Raw genomic sequence first — 16156 nt, 5'->3', positions numbered from 1 at the left:
CCGGGGGGAAGCAAATACCCCTTTGACGCGACCGCTCGGATTTATCTAAAATTTGATCTAAATCGACACACGCCCCGCATTTTCGCCGTCCAGCGCGGCATTTGTCTCAAACTTTAGCGAATGCCGTTAAGCATAAATGGGGCGGCGGTCCGAAAGGCAAGGCGTTTCGCCCGGCACGTTCTGCCACAATCGTTAACAGCACACAAAAAATCGAGATAAATCCACCGCTTACCTGTCGTTAACCACGATTGCAGATGGGTGTCCGATTATGTGCCAAAGCCGGAAAACCCGGCTTCTGACAGAGTGTCGAATCGCGCATCCTTAGCCTTTCTTTAAGTCGCGGAAGCCTAATGTGACCGCGTAAAACGAGTTCGTGTCAGGGTATTGAGTGCGCGTATTGGGTAACATTGCCGGGAAGGCTGTTGAGGTGGTCGACAAGACTGCCGAACGCTGGCTGGCGCGCCTTGGTGGCGAAGTGGTTCGGGGAACCGACATCACGTTGCTGCGCCGTATGGTGCTGACCGCCGCCGTCTCGCTCGTCGCGATCCCGATGGCCTTGACCGCTCTGCTGCGTCCGGTTCTGGCGCTGCCTGTCGGTGTTGCAATCGCCGCCTCGGCTTTCCTTGTCGCCGCTGCGATCGCCTTTTCGCGTCCCCGCCCGCTGCCGCAGCCGACAGCCAGCGAAGATCTTTCTTTCGATGCATGCCCCGGCCTGATGTTGTCGCTGGATGCCCAGGGACAGGTGCACAAGGTCGGCGGCCGCGATGCCCATTCGTTTCCCGCAACGATCCGTGATTGCGCAGGCGTAACGCTCGCCGAGCGCGTTCATGTTTCGGATCAGATCGCGCTTCTCCAGGCTTTCGACATGCTGCGCCAGGGCGCATCGCGTGCGGAGACGGACGTTCGGGTGCAGAAGACGTTTTCGGTTGCCGATGGACGCCAGTTCATTCTCGTCCGTTTCGATTTTACCGCTATCCGCGACGCCGAGGGTAGCCTTGTCCAGGTAATCGCCCAGGCGCGCGATGTCTCCGAATACGATGCGCTGCGCCGCGAGGCGGAGCGTCGCCAGGAAGAGGCTCGTACCGCTCACGAGACGAAGTCGCGCTTCCTCGCGGCCGTCAGCCATGAGCTGCGCACGCCCCTCAATGCCATTCTTGGTTTTTCCGACGTGCTGGCCGGCGAATATTTCGGCAAGCTGGCAAACGACCGCCAGCGCGAATATGTCGGGCTCATCCGCCAGTCGGGCGGTCATCTTCTTTCCGTCGTCAATACCATGCTCGACATGTCGAAGATTGAGGCCGGCCGCTACGAACTGCTGATCGAGCCTTTCGAGGCTTCGGAAGCGATCGAGACCTGCCGCGCAATGCTGGACCTGCAGGCCCGCGACAAGGGTATCACGCTGACGGCGCGCGTCTCCCGCGCCCTGCCAGAAGTGCAGGCCGATCGCCGCGCCCTGCAGCAGATCCTCATCAATCTCGCCGGCAATGCCATCAAGTTCACCGATCGCGGCGGCGTCGTGTCGATGGATGCAGCCGTCCGTGGCCGTGATCTTGTCATCACCGTCAGCGATACCGGCATCGGCATCGCGCCGGAGAAGCTCGGCACGCTCGGTCAGCCTTTCACCCAGGTGGAAGATGGCTATAGCCGCAATTACGAAGGCACCGGCCTCGGCCTGGCGCTGACAAAGGGACTGGTTGCACTCCATCGCGGCACGTTCGCGATCGCCAGCAAGCCGGGCGAGGGCACCGTCGTGACGATCACCTTGCCGATGAGCGGCCCCGATACGGCCGGTGCCGACGAGCCGATGGCGGAAACGGTGGAGTTCCCGCCGCGGCTGAAGACCGTGCAGTTGAAGAATTCGGATGAAAAGGCCATGATGGAAGGGGCCGCGATGGAGCGGTCCGAAATTCAGCTGGGATGTGCAAATGACCACGCGGAAGCGAAAAGCGCCTAAGGGGCGACGGACAGCGAAGGAGCAAAGCCTTCCGTCCCGCATCCTTGCGGGCACGGGCTCCGCCGTGCTTTACGGCGCGACCGGCTCCGCACGCGGTATCGGCGGCGCCATCCTCCGCAATCCCAAGGCCACGCTCTACGCCACGACCTTCATCGTCGCTTTCTCCTTCGTTGCTGCCAATGCGCTCTGGTATCAGCCGGGTGGCCATCCGGCCCCCTTCCTTGCCACGCGTGATGCTCACGATCCGAACGCGCTTGCCGGTTATCGACAGTTTCGCCAGGCCGATCCCGCTGACGTGACCACTTTCCGGATCGAGCGCGCGCCGACAGGAGGGCAGACTGCGCCTGAGAGGTCCGCCGCCCGCCCGCCGTCTTCCGTACAGACGGTTGCCTCACCCGCGACGCAGCCCGTGACAACGGTACCCGCGGCGGCACCCGCTGACGACATCCGTTCGATCATCGCAGGCCAGACGCCGGCGGCGCAATCCACTCCCGGCACGACGACGGATGCGGTGCTGGTTGCCGGCATCCAGCGCGAGCTTGCGCGCCGCGGTATCTATCAGGGCACCGATGACGGCCTGATGGGCCCCCGTACCGAAAGCGCCATTCTCTTCTTCGAGGAAGCCTCCGGCCTTCCGCAGCGCGGCGTAGCCACGCCGGAACTTCTGGCCGTTCTTCAATCGAAGTCTACAAGTCGGAGCCAGGCTCAATCACAGGCCGCGGCCGCGCCGTTGCCGATCCCGCGTCAGGCTCCAAGAGCGGATGCATCCAGAGCCGAGGCGCCCAAGGCTGAGGCGCAAAGAACTGCGGCTCGACCCGCGACCCAGCCTGTCGTCCAGCAGATAAAGGCTCCGGCCCGCAACGAAGATCCGGTCACCGCTGCAATTCGCTCCTCCGAGCGTCAGCCGGGCATGATGCCGCCGGCCGAAATTCCAGGCGCGCGCCGGGCTGCTGCTGCGCCCGTACAGGCCGCCGCCAGACGATCCGATCCACTGCCCGCCTCGCAGATGGTGCTGCAGATCCAGAAGGGCCTGTCGAACATCGCCTATACCGATGTCGAGATCGACGGCGTCGCCGGCACCCAGACCAAGGCCGCCATCCGTCGTTTCCAGAAGCACTACCGCCTGCCCGAAACCGGCGAACCCGACGAGGTCGTGCTGCAGAAGCTGAAGGCTATCGGCGCGCTGTAGGGGGGAGGGGGCATCCGCCGGCGGTCACTCAGACGGGCAGGAAGATGAAGGCACCGTCGAGCTGGCAGCATTAAAGACAGCCAATCGGGCAAACGCCATTCCGCCGATCTCCTTTAGTTGCCCCATCATCCGTGCATGGGAGCAGCTATGTAAAAAGGCTCGCCCGTTTCTGCGAGCGTCTTCAGCCGCGACAGGGCTTCGGGCCATCCACCACCAACCGCCTTGCTTGTGGCGGTGTCACCGCCGAAATCGTCGTGTGTCAGCGTCAGCTTGCAGGCATTTTCCCCGACAGCTTCGATGAGCCAGGTGACGCGCGAAGCCGGATCGACAGCGACATCCGGCGACCATTGGGCGCTGAAGGAATGTACGAAGCGGTGCGGAGGATCGATCTCCAGGACCTTGCCGACAATCATTTCGCGATCTCCGACAAAGAATGTGATCGCGCCGCCTACGACCCATTCCGTTCGTGAGGTCATGTTGAAGTGTTGCCAGAGCGGCGTTTTCTCATCATCCGTGAGAAGGGCCCACACATCTTGCGGTGTGGCACGAATGAACATTTCCCAGACGTGCTTCGGTATTGCTGATGCCATGGTTGCGTCCCTTTTCTCGGCGACAGCTTTGATGTCGTTTATCGTTTGAGCAAACGGTGCGGCAAAGCGCGAAATCCAGCGATCCGCGATCTCCTGGACGGGAAGCGGATTGAGGTAATGCAGCTTTTCCCGGCCGATCTTGCGGGTCACTATGAGATTGGCGTCTTCGAGTATGTTGAGATGTTTCATCACCCCGAAACGGGTAATGGACTGACTGCGCCCAAGTTCGTTTAACGTCTGGCCATCTCGTTCACGGAGATGGTCTAGAAGTTCGCGCCGGAGCGGGTGTGCCAAGGCATTGAAGATATCATCCATGCAGATGAATATGTGACCGATTGGTCACCCGTCAAGATGTGGCCATTTCACATCATTTGCCTCCGCCGCCAATCCATCCTATTCACTCTCCATGCGTCTCCGTTCTGATATGTATGTCTCCGCTCTCATCCGCCGCGTCTTTGGTCTCGGCGGTTTCGCGGCGGTCGAGCACAAGGGGGCGGACGAGGCGGGGGCGATCTTTATCCGGCAGCGTTTTCGCGATGGGCTGGAGAGCCTCTATGCTCCGGCACCGCAGAACTTCTTTGCCAGCGAGGATGACGGCAGCCGCAAGTTCGAGATGCGGCTTGAGCGTGCCGAGCCGGATCTCATGCGCGAGGCGCTCGACAGGGAACTGCGTTTCGATCCCGATCTGTGGCTGGTCGAGCTGGAGATCGACGACATCGGCGATCTCTTCCCGGTGGTAAAGCCGGATCCCTGATCCTCAGCGGATCCTGAAACCGGAGGCGCTTCGGCGCAGCGTGGCCGAGCTCCGCACAGGCCTCTCCTCGACAAAGGCTTCGGCTTGCGTAGTGTCGGTATCTGCGCCGGAAAACAGGCTGGAAGCCGCCTGATCCGCACCATAGGTGTAACGATCGGCCCTGCGCCAGGCTTCCACCCGCGCATTGCACTCTTCTTCGTCCAGTGACTGCCAGAGGCTTTCTGCCTCCGACACGCCACCCGTCGCTTCCGCCAGGTGGCCGTAGAGGCGGGTAAGGATATAGGTCGCGTCCGCCGATTGCATGCCCAGGCTCTTCAGCACGGTGGCAAGCTGGCGGCCGGAGAGATCGAGCAGGACACGTTCGGCCAGCCAGCGGCTGGTCGTCAGGATGTCCGAAAGCGCGGTGACGAGAAAGGTCGCTTCACGGTTGCGCGCAAACCGCACCAGAAGCGCTTCCTGCACCTCCGAAAGGCTGCGCAGGCCGAGACGATCACCTTCGACACGTTCCACATGGCCGGCAAGCAGCTTGATCCGGCGGCGCAGATCTTCTTCACGGGCACGTTTATCGGTATCGATGGAGGTGTCGACTTCCGCCCTCGACATCTCCACGGGGGCCGAACCGGGATAGGGTTCGGCTGTGGCGCTTCTGGCCTGCCGGGAAATATCGGGACGTAGGCCCACAAGTGCATCGATGACCGTCGGAGAAAGCGCGGCACGGCTAACGATAGCGCGCGCATGCTCGGTGCCCTGGCAGCGCGCGATGGTTACCAGCGCCTCGTCGGAGAGGCAGGTCGATGTCATCAGAAACGGGGCTGCGACGGCGATCGGCTGGCTGCCGAGAAAGAAGGCGACGGCGGCAGGGACGTTCGGAGATTGCGCAAGGGCGGCAACCGCTTGCCGGCGTGCCTCGTCGGATGAAGCGGAAAAGATCGGCATGAAGAGTTCGGCGAACTGCCGCAGCTCCGAACGCGTCGGATGGGACAGCGCTTCAAAGCTCGTCACCGTTGCCATCAGCACGACGTCCTTCCTGCGCAGCGCCTGCGGTCTCTCAAGGTCTCGAAACTCACTCGTCACGGGCAAACTCTTCGAACGCAATACAAACAGAGGTGCCGACAAATGCGTTTGGCCGCCGCAGGGCAGCCGACACGTCATCTACCTTACCTTGGAAACTCCCGGTGGGCGGGAAGTTTCAGCCGGCGTTTCCGCTGGTTTCGTCACCCGCTCAAGGTCGATTTGATGCTAGGCTCAATAGGGTTAATGTCTGGTGAAGACGGCTCGTTTTGGGACATCCTGTCCACAGCAGATATGCTTGTCTGGGACAGGTCCGTATCCCGCCAGCTGGCCTCCGCCGCTGCGCCGCCCGGCGGATAAATAGAGAAATCTGAATTCTGCGGCCCTGATAATGAACCAAATCTGCAACACCGCGTTAATGATCGGGCCTTCAAAGCGGATTTCCAGCGGGCGCTACTTTAGCGTTAACATCTCGTTAACCGTCTTATGTCTGAATTTCGGCAGTGGCCGGCAATAAAGCCGGAAAGGGCAGTAGACTTGGTTGTTGCTGCAGCTGCTGGTTCAGGCGGAACGGGCAGGTGAAATGTCGCAGCGTCTTGAGAAAAGACGCTTTGACGAGAAAGACGCGGATGTCCGTGAACCCTTCGGGGCAGGCACGGGCGCGTCGGCCCAGTTGGGCAGGATGAAATAGAGCCGCCTTCATCCCTCTCGATCCCTTGAATGGAGACGAGCATGGCAGAGATAGTGGTAATGAATTTATGGCGTGATCGGAAAGGCCGAAAGGTTTCGAGCCCGACGGATGCTTCCAACCTTGCTCTTGCGGGTGAGATCGTGATGTTCACCGGCGTCCGTTACGAACGTTTTGACGATCGTATGGACCGCAAGGCCGAAAATCACGCCGCCCGTATCGAACAGAAGTGAATTCGAAAACCTGATCTTGTGAGATGCTGAGGAATGCTGCGCAAAGACGCGTGGCGGCATTCGTTTCAAGGCACGCGAGAATACGGTGAACCTAGGCGTCGCGAGCGGATCCGGAAGATCGAGACACGCTTAGAACTGGACCCTGGTTCTCCACTGGAATGGAGCACAGGTCGCCTGCTCGAGAAATCTCGAGATGACCGGAACGACGCTTTTATGCGTCACGAAACTTCTTAAGACCGCATAACCTTCCGTCTGCTGCGCCTCGACCAGCACGGTCTGTGAAAAGCCTCTCGGCAGGCTCTTTCGAAGAGCGGCAAGTTGTGCCGGTGTTCCCACGACCACATCCAGAACATGATCCGCCGATGTGCGGTCGTTGATCGAGAATATCTCGTCGGACGAAGCATCGAACACGCCCAGCGACCAGAACGGAACACCAATGTTCGGCGCCGTCAGCCTCACCGGTGTTTCGCTTATGTCAAATGAACAGACCGACATCTCCATCATCGGGTCTTCCTTGGAAAGCCCGGCGAGGTCCGGTTGCTCGCCGAGACGATAGAAGCGGTGGCTCTCTCCCTCGGCAATGATGCGCGTATAGGCGTCCCGCTGGGAAAACTGCGGCAGTGAAAAGACGATGATCAGGTGCAGCAGGGCGGCACCCACAAGCCCGGTGAAGATCGCAAACAGGATCTTCAGCCACAGGAAGTCGCGTCGCAGCGAAAGGAAATTGAACAGCCTAGACATTGCCGCATCCGATCCTGCGGATGGCCGGCATGGAAAGGTCGATCAGGCCGGAGCTTCCGGCCGCCGGCGTATCGAGCAGGGTCAGTGTCAGGCGAAACTGGCCTTGCTGAGGGCTTGCCAGCCAATTGCCGGGGCGAGCACGCGAGGCGATCGTTATGTCGAGAGAACCATCCGGTTGGCGCCCCACCATTCGGGAATTGAGCGAAGAGGGCAGGTCCGCATCCGCAGCCGGTGGACGCCCGTCCGGTCCTGTTGCAAACAGCGTCCAGAAGCGCGCGGTCGGCGTCTGCCCGGTCAACTGATAGGTGCAGCTTCCGGAAAGTCTTGCGCCGCTGTCATCGGTCGTTGCCGTGAAGCTCAAACCTTCTGCCGTGGCATAAAGAAGCTTGCCGGCATTGGCGCGGTGAGACTTGGCATAAGGATCCGCATCCGCCGTTTGCGCTTCAGGAAATGCTTCCCAGGATCCGAGCTTGATCGCGCCGAAACCGATCGTGGCATCGAGCGCCAGCCGGGTCGACCAGATCCCGCCTCCGAAGGCGATTGCAAGCGCGATTGCGACGAGAAAGGGAACACGGAACACGAGCAGTCTTGGTCCTCGGCAGAACGGTGCAGGGAGGATTAGCATTGATTCTTTTGTGGGGAAATGCCGAGATGCCATTCCGCTGTGGGGAGCGTAGATCCTCTCACGGTATCGAATTCGTCACCACCGGGCTTACGGTCGCCGTACCCTTGCGCAGATCGCTGCCGGAACCCTGTCGCAGGCCTGCTGCGGATCTCGTGGCTTCGGCAACCTTTTCGACACCCGCCACCAGCGGCGGCGCGGCCTTCAACGCCTGTGCCAGTTGCTTCAGAACGCGGGTCGATTCGCCCGAGAGCGACCGCGGGCGCGTCAACGCCATCAGTGCCGGATCCTCTTGGCGTTGCTCGGCCGGCGTATCGCCCTTTTTATGGTTCCCCGTCGGAAGCGGATTTTCGATGCCGGGAATGGGTCTGAGTTCGATGCCCTGATGTGCATAGTCCATCAGCTTCTTGAACGTCATCGCCGGCAGCGCGCCGCCGGTCATGTTGTTCATCGAGGTGAAGTCGTCGTTACCGAACCAGACGGCGGTCGTGTAATTGCCGGTAAAGCCGATGAACCAGGCGTCGCGATAGCTCTGCGACGTACCGGTCTTGCCGCCGGTGACGATGCCGCCGTCAAGCGCTGCGCGCCGCGCCGTGCCGATCACCGGGATCTGCGTCAGGATGCGGTTCATAGACGACATTGCCTTTTCCGAAAGCACGCGGTTGGCAGGCATCTCGTCGCGGTTGAAATCGTAGAGAACCTCGCCGCCGTAACCGAGAACCTGTTCGATCCCGTGGCGACGCGATTGCATGCCGCCGGCCGGCATCACGGCATAGGCCGTTGCCTGGTCGAGTACGGTCACTTCCGAGGTGCCGAGCGGAATGGTCTTATCCATGCGCAGCGGCGTCTCGACGCCCATCGCCTTCGCCGTTTCGACGATCACCTTGGTGCCGAGCACATCCTTGGCCAGCCGCACGGGCACGGTGTTGAGCGATTGCGACATCGCCGTCAGCAGCGAAACACGGCCCTTGTAGGAGCGGGCATAGTTCTGCGGTGACCAGCCGCGCCAGGTGATCGGCGCATCGGAAATCATCGTTTCCGGCGTCATGCCGTGTTCCATCGCGGCCGAATAGGTGAACAGCTTGAAGGACGAGCCCGGCTGGCGCAGCGCCTTGGTGGCGCGGTTGAACTGGCTTTCGCCATAATCCCGGCCGCCGACCATGGCGCGAACGGCGCCACCGTTCTCGATCATCGCCATGGCGCCCTGCTTGACCTTGTAGCCCTCGCCGAACTCGCGCAGGCTGGATTCCATTGCCGCGTCGGCTGCCTGCTGCAGGCCCATGTCGACGGTGGTGCGAACCACGACAGAATGTTCCTTGATCTTGCCTTCCTTGGCCAGCCGCTGCACTTCGTCGAAAGCCCAGTCGAGGAAATAGTCGGGCGCTTTCACGTCGGCGCGGTCGATAGCGGTTGCCGGGTTGCGCCGCGCGCCGATCACCTGGCCTTCCGACATCAGGCCGCTCTGCACCAGATTGGACAATACGTCGTTGGCGCGGGCGCGCGCCGCCGGCAGGTTGACATGAGGCGCGTATTTAGCCGGCGCCTTGAACAGGCCGGCAAGCATGGCGCTTTCTGCCAGGCTGACATCGGTGATCTTTTTGCCGAAATAGAACTGCGAAGCCGCCGCTGCCCCGAACGTGCCGCCGCCCATATAGGCGCGGTCGAGATAAAGCGACAGGATCTCTTTCTTCGACAGATTGGCTTCCAGCCATACAGCCAGAAAGGCTTCCTTGATCTTGCGCTCGATCGAACGTTCGTTGGTCAGGAACAGGTTTTTCGCCAGCTGCTGGGTCAGCGTCGAGCCGCCCTGCACGACGCCACCCGCCTTGGCGTTTTCCGTCAGTGCCCGGCCAAGCCCGATGAAGTCGATGCCGTAATGGTCGAAGAAACGTCGGTCTTCGGTTGCCAGAACCGCCTTGATCAGGTGATCCGGCAATTCGTCGATCGGCACTGAGTCTTCATGGATAATGCCGCGATGGCCGACCACATTGCCGTAACGGTCGAGAAAGGTGACGGCAAAATCGCCGCGGTTCTTCCAGTCTTCCTTGGTCTCTTCGAAGGCGGGAAGTGCCAGCGCCAGAAGCACGACAAAGCCTGCCGTGCCAAGCGTCATGGCCTCGCCAGCCACCTCGAAGGCGAGCTTTTTCCAGCCGCGCACGCGAAAACGACGGAAGAATATGGTGATCTCTTCCCAGGCTTCGGCGAGTTTGAAGCCAAGGTTCCAGACGGTGGAATCGATCCAGCTGTCGACACGCAGCAGGATGTGGCGCTTCTTGCGCGGCCGGCCCTCGGGTGCTTTGGGTTCGTCCTGCAATCTTTCCTCCCGTCCGCAACGCCATTATTTTAGCTTTTGCGTTTGGCTTGACGTAGCCCCTGACAACGATCAAGAGCATAAGCTTGCCACGGTTAATCAGCATTAGCTGACAATTGGTTGATGCGCGATTGTAAAATCGCAACGTGAAAAGGGCGGCCGACACGAATTGTATCCGACTGCCGCAAAAGTGATGATGAACGACGTACCTTTCTGGAAACTGAAGTCCCTCGACGAGCTCACGCCGGGCGAATGGGAAAGCCTGTGCGATGGCTGCGGCCTCTGTTGTCTCAACAAGCTGGAAGATTGGGATACAGGCGATGTGGTCTTCACCTCGGTCGCCTGTCGCCTGCTGGATGGCTCGACCTGTCGCTGCAGCGACTATCCCAACCGGCAGAAAACCGTACCCGACTGCATCCAGCTGACACCGCAGGAAGTGCGAGAGATCCACTGGCTGCCGCCGACCTGCGGTTATCGCCTGGTTCGCGATGGCGAGGATCTGTACTGGTGGCATCCGCTTGTCTCAGGCGATCCGGAAACTGTGCATCAGGCGGGAATTTCAGCGCGCGGACGTACCGTCAGCGAAAAGGATGTCGATGTGGAGGACTTCGAAGACTACGTGGTCGACTGGCCGCTGAAAGTCGGCGGCGAACGTTAAATCGAGGAAAAGCGCAGGTTTCTGCTGCGGGTGTACGAAACCGTACCAAGCATTCTGAACGACTAAAACGATCTTCTTCTATGTTGTTCGGCGCATATATTGTCTATTCATGTGCTGATATGTATCGTTGCAACTGTTGAAAATCGTGATTTCACTTCATGAATGCTCAAAGCACTCTCGCAGATCGCCTTTATGAGGCAGCCTTGGTCCCCGAACTCTGGACGGAGACTTGCGAACGGCTGGCGGCGGAGGCCGGGTCATCAACGGCCTCGATCTTCACCGTCGATGCGAGCGGCAATCATCGGTACGTCACCACACCCAACATCGCAGACCTGTTCGCCAAATTCGTCTCCAGCGACCTGAGATTGAAGAACACGCGCCCGGCAAGGGCCATGCAGGCGTCGCCCTTTTCCTTCGTACGCACATCCGACCTCCTGACGCCGGAAGAGATGCAGGAGGACATCATAGATCGCGAATTCCTGAAGCCGCATGGTATCGACTGGGAGGCGGGCTGGGCCTTCCAGGAGCCGACCGGCCATGTGATCGTGATCACCCTCATGCGCACGCGCGGCCTCGATAATTTCTCCCACGCACAGATTGCCAAGCTGAATGATCTGAAGCCGGATCTCGCCCGCGCAGCCTATATGGCTTCGAGGCTGGCCTTCAATGAAGCGCGCTCGATGACCGAGACCTTGTCCATGCTTGGACTGCCGGCCGCCGTGATTGGCGATGGCGGCCAGATGCTTGCCGCCAATCCGCAACTTGAAGCTCTGTCTCCGCGTATCCGCACCGGCGCGGGTGACAAGATCGCGCTTGAAAGCGCCGGCGCTCGCGCGCTGCTCGACGAGGCGATCGAACGCTACAAGGCGCAAGCCGTGCCGACCGTCCAATCGGTGCCCATGGTTTCGCTACGCGACGGAACGCCGCCGCTCATCCTGCACCTCATGCCTGTTCGCCGGGCGGCGCGCGACATTTTCTCCCGCTCCATGGCGGTGCTGGTGGTGACCCAGGTAGGGCAGGTGGGGCCGCCGGACATGCGGGTTCTCTGCGGTCTCTTCGATCTGACGCCCGCCGAAGCCAAGGTGGCGCGCGGCATCGCCCTGGCACAGACGCCGGAAATGGTCGCCGCATCCCTCAACATCTCGCTTGAGACAGCGCGCTCGCACCTGAAGCGGATCATGCAGAAAACCGGCACGACCCGGCAGGCTGAACTCGTCCTGCTTCTCTCCGGCCTCAACGCGCCGGGCGTCGGGCAAGGCGGGCGTTAGGCAGAAGTTCGGCCCGTGCGTTTTCGTCGCTGCGAAATTATCTCGTTCTGTCCTTGACCTTCCCATGATGGGAAGCCTTACATGCGGATGCGAAAGGATCGCATCTCATGAATCAGCACCTTGGACATACCCATTCCGGTATCGCCGAACCTTTGACCATTCCCGTAGAGGGCATGACCTGCGCTTCCTGTGTGCGCCGGGTTGAGACCGGCGCTGCCAAGCTGCCGGGCGTTAAGACGAGCGCCGTCAACTTCGCGACGAAGAAGCTCACTGTCGAAACGGGCGAGGGGTTTGATCCGCAGGCGCTTGAAAAAGCGATCCACAAGCTTGGTTATGAAGTACCTGCGGGTGCGATGGAGCATGCACTGCGCGAGGCTGGGAGGACCGTGGCTGCTGAGAGCCCCCTGACCGGCCATGCCGAGCTTCATCAAACGGCGGAGATGGCAGGTCAGCATCACGACCACCAGATGGAACATGCAGGACATGACCAAGCCGCTCACTCCACCCACGACCACGCCCACATGCACCAGGGCGAAGAGGCCGCGCTGAAGCGCGATCTGGCGATTGCCTTCATCCTCACCCTGCCGCTATTCGTGCTGGAAATGACCGGCCATGCCTATGAGCCTTTCCACCACTGGCTGATGGGCGTCATCGACACCCAGAACCTCTATTATCTCTATTTCGTCCTCGCCACGGCAGTGATCTTCTGGCCCGGCCTGCGCTTCTTCAAAAAGGGCCTGCCGGCGCTTTTCCGCGGCCATCCGGAAATGAATTCGCTGGTCGCGGTCGGTGTCGCTGCTGCCTACGGCTATTCGCTCGTTACCACCTTTGCCCCCGGCCTGCTGCCGGAAACCGCCCGCTATGTTTATTACGAAGCTGCCACCGTCATCGTCACGCTGATCCTGTTCGGCCGGTTGATGGAAGCCCGCGCCACCGGCCGCACGGGTGCCGCGATCGAAAAGCTTGCCGGCCTGCAGGCAAAAACCGCCCGCGTCGAACGCGACGGTCGTGAGCTTGATATCCCGACGGCAGAGGTCGTTCCGGGCGATATCGTCGTCATCCGTCCAGGCGAGCGTATCCCCGTCGACGGCACGGTGCTCGACGGCCAGTCCAATATCGATGAATCGATGATTTCGGGCGAGCCTATCCCGGTCGCTAAATCCACCGGCGCCACCGTCATCGGCGGCACGGTCAATACGACGGGCACGCTGCGGTTTACGGCGGAAAAGGTCGGTCGCGATACGATGCTCGCCAGCATCATCCGCATGGTCGAGCAGGCCCAGGGGGCAAAGCTGCCGATCCAGGCGTTGGTCGACCGGGTGACCGCATGGTTCGTCCCCGCGGTCATAGCGCTCGCCGTTATCACCTTTGCCGTCTGGTATATCGTCGGACCCGACCCGAAGATCACCCATGCGCTGATCGCGGCCGTTGCCGTTCTCATAATCGCCTGCCCCTGCGCCATGGGGCTTGCCGTTCCGGTCTCGATCGTCGTCGGCGGCGGCCGCGCGGCGGAACTCGGTGTATTGTTCCGCAAGGGCGATGCACTGCAGGGCCTGCAGGATGTGGCGACCGTCGTCGTCGACAAGACCGGCACCGTCACCAAGGGGCGGCCGGAACTGACCGATTTCAGTGTCGCCGAAGGTTTTGGCGAAGACGAAACCTTGGCACTGGTCGCCGCCGTCGAGGCGCGCTCCGAACATCCGATTGCCGATGCCATCGTCAAGGCGGCAAAGGCGAGGGGGCTTGAAACCGGCAGTGCCGAGGATTTCTCCTCCGTCACCGGTTACGGCATCCGCGCCAAGGTCGGCGGCCGCGAGGTCGCGGTCGGCGCCGATCGTTACATGCAAAAGCTCGGCGCTTCCGTCGAAACCTTCGCGGACGCCGCCAGCCGCCTTGGCGATGAGGGCAAGACACCGCTTTATGCCGCCATCGATGGCAGACTTGCCGCCATCATTGCGGTTGCCGACCCGCTGAAACCGTCGAGCGTAGACGCCATCCAGGCCCTGAAGGCGATGGGCGTTGAGGTGGTCATGGTCACCGGCGACAACCGCCGCACGGCAAACGCCATCGCCCGACAGGTCGGCATCGACAAGGTGGTTGCCGAGGTCCTGCCGGAAGGCAAGGTTGAGGCGATCCATGAATTGCGGGCCAACGGGCGAAAACTCGCCTTTGTCGGCGACGGCATCAACGATGCCCCGGCATTGGCCGAGGCCGATATCGGCATTGCGATCGGCACCGGCACGGATGTGGCGATCGAAAGCGCCGATGTCGTTCTGGTCGGCGGAGAACTCACCGGCGTGGTTTCGGCAATCGCCGTCAGCCGCGCGACGATGAAGAACATCCGCCAGAACCTGTTCTGGGCCTTCGGTTACAATGTGGCGCTGATCCCGGTTGCCGCCGGTGTGCTTTATCCGGCCTTTGGCCTGACATTGTCGCCGATGATCGGCGCCGGCGCCATGGCGCTGTCGAGCGTCTTCGTACTCGGCAATGCGCTGAGGCTGAAAACCTTCAAGGCGGAGGATGCCGCATGAACATAGGTGAAGCATCGGGCGCATCCGGCGTCTCGGCCAAGATGATCCGTTATTACGAGCAGATCGGCCTGATCGCGCCCAAGGGCCGCACGGAGAGCAACTACCGGGTTTATGGCGAGGAAGAGGTGCATGTGTTGCGCTTCATCAAGCGGGCGCGCTCGCTCGGTTTTTCGCTGGACGAGACCGAGACGCTTCTAAAGCTCTGGCAGGACAAGAGCCGCACGAGCTCTGCCGTCAAGGAAATCGCCACGACCCATATCAACGACCTCGAACGCCGCATCGCGGAAATGCAGGGCATGGTGAAGACCCTGAAACACCTGAGCCATTGCTGCGGTGGCGACCACCGGCCGGATTGCCCGATCCTGGATGATCTGGCGGGCGAAAGCGCCGCATAGTCAAGTACCGTATCGAACACGCATAAAGACATGAACAACCAAGGAGTTTTCAGATGACCGCCATTTTCACCGTAGCCGACATGACCTGCGGCCATTGCGAAAAGACCGTCCGCGCCGCTCTTTCCGAAGCCCTGCCGGGTGTCGCCGTCACAATCGACCTGCCATCCCACAAGGTTACGGTAGAAGGCGACAAGGCCAAGGCCGAGGAAGCCATCCGCGAGGCAGGCTACACGCCGGAAGCAGCCGCCGCCTGAGCGGCTGAACATGGGGGACGGGACTATGAGGCAACGGATCATCGTCTGCCCGCTAATCGAAAATGACGGCGCCTATCTGCTCTGCAAGATGCCCTCCGACCGGGGCGTGTTTCCCGGTCAGTGGGCGCTTTCGGGCGGCGGCATGGAGGTCGGGGAGAAGATCGAGGAGGCACTGCGCCGCGAAATCCGCGAGGAACTGGGCGAGGGGCTTCGCATCACCGAAGTCACGCCCTGGACCTTTCGCGATGATGTCAGGACGAAGACCTATCCGGACGGCTCGACGGAGGAGATCTACATGATCTATCTCATCTTCGACTGCCGCGCCGAAAACCGTGACATCGCCATCAACGACGAGTTCGAGGATTTTGCCTGGGTGCGCCCCGGCGAATTTAATGCCTATGATCTGAATGCCGCGACGCGCGTGACCTTGGGGGCCAAGGGTTTGCTGTAAGGTTGAAAATCGGGATTTGAGGTGCGCAGTGTTGTCGGTAAGATCTCTGCCATATGCGATTGAAGATCGGCCCGCCTGCCTGGCCGTCTTCGATTCCAACACACCTCACTTCTTCGCTCCCGAAGAGCGGCCGCAATATTCCGAGTTTCTGCAATCTCTCGTCTTGAAACGCCCCTATCTCGTCTTACGGCAGGGGGATGAGGTCGTGGGATGCGGAGGGCTGAAGGTGATTGCGCAAGAGAATACCGCCTTCCTCTCCTGGGGCATGGTTGCGAGACATTACCACGGCAAGGGTATCGGTCGCTTCCTCGCCGAAGCCCGTCTCGACCTCGCCAGAAGCATTAGGGAGGTCGAGACCATCACGCTCAATACCAGTCAGCATACGCGAGGCTTTTACGAAAAGCTCGGTTTCACCACGACCAAGGTAACGCCGAACGGATACGCGCCGGGGCTGGATCGCTGGGATATGATCTTGCAGGTGAAGTAGATGCAGAAAGCCCCGCCAC

General features: G+C 60.9%; 16 protein-coding genes and 2 pseudogenes. 11 read left to right on the top strand and 7 right to left on the bottom strand.

The window, feature by feature from the left end; all coding sequences use genetic code 11:
• The first annotated feature begins 388 nt into the window (after positions 1-388).
• Both HNQ72_RS10505 and HNQ72_RS10500 read left to right on the top strand, forming a co-directional pair.
• The gene (locus tag HNQ72_RS10505) at positions 389-1954 is read left to right on the top strand and encodes a sensor histidine kinase (protein ID WP_244654403.1); all 1566 of its coding nucleotides are present in this window, start codon (positions 389-391) and stop codon (positions 1952-1954) included.
• Positions 1926-3143, top strand: coding sequence for a peptidoglycan-binding domain-containing protein (locus tag HNQ72_RS10500; protein WP_183992217.1), 1218 nt, complete (start codon positions 1926-1928; stop codon positions 3141-3143). The genes HNQ72_RS10505 and HNQ72_RS10500 overlap by 29 nt, the downstream gene beginning before the upstream one ends.
• Positions 3144-3268: 125 nt before the next feature.
• Here the strand turns inward: HNQ72_RS10500 and HNQ72_RS31235 are convergent.
• Positions 3269-3685 (bottom strand): annotated as a pseudogene (locus HNQ72_RS31235) (SRPBCC family protein); the annotation flags it as partial.
• A gap of 54 nt (positions 3686-3739) precedes the next feature.
• Positions 3740-4048 (bottom strand): annotated as a pseudogene (locus HNQ72_RS31230) (ArsR/SmtB family transcription factor); the annotation flags it as partial.
• A 91-nt stretch (positions 4049-4139) separates the two neighbouring features.
• On the opposite strand from HNQ72_RS31230, the gene HNQ72_RS10490 reads away from it, so the two are divergent.
• A complete protein-coding gene (locus tag HNQ72_RS10490) occupies positions 4140-4487 on the top strand; it encodes a DUF1491 family protein (protein WP_183992215.1) in 348 nt (115 codons plus the stop codon).
• A 3-nt stretch (positions 4488-4490) separates the two neighbouring features.
• Here the strand turns inward: HNQ72_RS10490 and HNQ72_RS10485 are convergent, their stop codons facing one another.
• Both HNQ72_RS10485 and HNQ72_RS10480 read right to left on the bottom strand, forming a co-directional pair.
• Positions 4491-5561 carry a DUF2336 domain-containing protein gene (locus tag HNQ72_RS10485; RefSeq protein ID WP_183992214.1) on the bottom strand — a complete coding sequence of 357 codons (1071 nt, stop codon included), beginning with the start codon at positions 5559-5561 and terminating at the stop codon, positions 4491-4493.
• 421 nt (positions 5562-5982) lie between these two features.
• Positions 5983-6201: a hypothetical protein gene (locus HNQ72_RS10480; protein WP_183992213.1), complete on the bottom strand. Its 219-nt coding sequence runs from the start codon at positions 6199-6201 to the stop codon at positions 5983-5985.
• A 29-nt stretch (positions 6202-6230) separates the two neighbouring features.
• Between HNQ72_RS10480 and HNQ72_RS10475 the strand changes: the two genes are divergently transcribed.
• Positions 6231-6419, top strand: coding sequence for a hypothetical protein (locus HNQ72_RS10475; protein ID WP_183992212.1), 189 nt, complete (start codon positions 6231-6233; stop codon positions 6417-6419).
• Between the two features lie 129 nt (positions 6420-6548).
• Here the strand turns inward: HNQ72_RS10475 and HNQ72_RS10470 are convergent, their stop codons facing one another.
• The 3 genes from HNQ72_RS10470 to HNQ72_RS10460 all read right to left on the bottom strand — a co-directional run bounded on the left by HNQ72_RS10470 (position 6549) and on the right by HNQ72_RS10460 (position 10096).
• Positions 6549-7160, bottom strand: coding sequence for a DUF1254 domain-containing protein (locus tag HNQ72_RS10470; protein ID WP_183992211.1), 612 nt, complete (start codon positions 7158-7160; stop codon positions 6549-6551).
• On the bottom strand, positions 7153-7740 hold the full coding sequence (locus HNQ72_RS10465; protein ID WP_148143911.1) for a DUF1214 domain-containing protein: 588 nt from the start codon (positions 7738-7740) through the stop codon (positions 7153-7155). The genes HNQ72_RS10470 and HNQ72_RS10465 overlap by 8 nt, the downstream gene beginning before the upstream one ends.
• A 103-nt stretch (positions 7741-7843) precedes the next feature.
• Positions 7844-10096, bottom strand: coding sequence for a transglycosylase domain-containing protein (locus HNQ72_RS10460; protein ID WP_183992210.1), 2253 nt, complete (start codon positions 10094-10096; stop codon positions 7844-7846).
• Between the two features lie 193 nt (positions 10097-10289).
• On the opposite strand from HNQ72_RS10460, the gene HNQ72_RS10455 reads away from it, so the two are divergent.
• From HNQ72_RS10455 to HNQ72_RS10425, 7 genes are all read left to right on the top strand, one after another.
• Positions 10290-10751, top strand: coding sequence for a YcgN family cysteine cluster protein (locus HNQ72_RS10455; RefSeq protein ID WP_183992209.1), 462 nt, complete (start codon positions 10290-10292; stop codon positions 10749-10751).
• A 203-nt stretch (positions 10752-10954) separates the two neighbouring features.
• Positions 10955-12019, top strand: a complete 1065-nt coding sequence (locus HNQ72_RS10450) for a helix-turn-helix transcriptional regulator (protein ID WP_183992208.1) — start codon at positions 10955-10957, stop codon at positions 12017-12019.
• Between the two features lie 107 nt (positions 12020-12126).
• Entirely contained in the window at positions 12127-14550 is a 2424-nt protein-coding gene (locus HNQ72_RS10445) for a heavy metal translocating P-type ATPase (RefSeq protein ID WP_183992207.1), read from the top strand.
• Positions 14547-14945 carry a Cu(I)-responsive transcriptional regulator gene (gene cueR / locus HNQ72_RS10440; protein ID WP_183992206.1) on the top strand — a complete coding sequence of 133 codons (399 nt, stop codon included), beginning with the start codon at positions 14547-14549 and terminating at the stop codon, positions 14943-14945. Before HNQ72_RS10445 ends, cueR begins: the two co-directional genes overlap by 4 nt.
• A 53-nt stretch (positions 14946-14998) precedes the next feature.
• Positions 14999-15199, top strand: coding sequence for a heavy-metal-associated domain-containing protein (locus HNQ72_RS10435; protein ID WP_183992205.1), 201 nt, complete (start codon positions 14999-15001; stop codon positions 15197-15199).
• A gap of 25 nt (positions 15200-15224) precedes the next feature.
• On the top strand, positions 15225-15650 hold the full coding sequence (gene nudI / locus HNQ72_RS10430) for a nucleoside triphosphatase NudI (RefSeq protein WP_183992204.1): 426 nt from the start codon (positions 15225-15227) through the stop codon (positions 15648-15650).
• A gap of 31 nt (positions 15651-15681) precedes the next feature.
• Complete coding sequence (locus HNQ72_RS10425) at positions 15682-16137, top strand: GNAT family N-acetyltransferase (RefSeq protein WP_210319561.1); 456 nt, start codon at positions 15682-15684, stop codon at positions 16135-16137.
• Positions 16138-16156: the final 19 nt, after the last annotated feature.

The sequence above is a fragment of the Aliirhizobium wenxiniae genome (assembly GCF_014201355.1).
GTDB classification, from domain to species: Bacteria; Pseudomonadota; Alphaproteobacteria; order Rhizobiales; family Rhizobiaceae; genus Neorhizobium; species Neorhizobium wenxiniae.
The sequence above is the reverse complement of the archived record's forward strand: the minus strand, read 5'-3'. Positions and strand labels throughout refer to the sequence as shown.

What these genes read in the sequence shown, in the direction of transcription:
- HNQ72_RS10500 (WP_183992217.1), top strand. Translation starts at nt 1,926, where the DNA reads ATGACCACGCGGAAGCGAAAAGCGCCTAAGGGGCGACGGACAGCGAAG.
- HNQ72_RS10490 (WP_183992215.1), top strand. Translation starts at nt 4,140, where the DNA reads ATGCGTCTCCGTTCTGATATGTATGTCTCCGCTCTCATCCGCCGCGTC.
- HNQ72_RS10480 (WP_183992213.1), bottom strand. Translation starts at nt 6,201, where the DNA reads ATGAAGGCGGCTCTATTTCATCCTGCCCAACTGGGCCGACGCGCCCGT.
- HNQ72_RS10475 (WP_183992212.1), top strand. Translation starts at nt 6,231, where the DNA reads ATGGCAGAGATAGTGGTAATGAATTTATGGCGTGATCGGAAAGGCCGA.
- HNQ72_RS10470 (WP_183992211.1), bottom strand. Translation starts at nt 7,160, where the DNA reads ATGTCTAGGCTGTTCAATTTCCTTTCGCTGCGACGCGACTTCCTGTGG.
- HNQ72_RS10455 (WP_183992209.1), top strand. Translation starts at nt 10,290, where the DNA reads ATGAACGACGTACCTTTCTGGAAACTGAAGTCCCTCGACGAGCTCACG.
- HNQ72_RS10445 (WP_183992207.1), top strand. Translation starts at nt 12,127, where the DNA reads ATGAATCAGCACCTTGGACATACCCATTCCGGTATCGCCGAACCTTTG.
- cueR (WP_183992206.1), top strand. Translation starts at nt 14,547, where the DNA reads ATGAACATAGGTGAAGCATCGGGCGCATCCGGCGTCTCGGCCAAGATG.
- HNQ72_RS10435 (WP_183992205.1), top strand. Translation starts at nt 14,999, where the DNA reads ATGACCGCCATTTTCACCGTAGCCGACATGACCTGCGGCCATTGCGAA.
- nudI (WP_183992204.1), top strand. Translation starts at nt 15,225, where the DNA reads ATGAGGCAACGGATCATCGTCTGCCCGCTAATCGAAAATGACGGCGCC.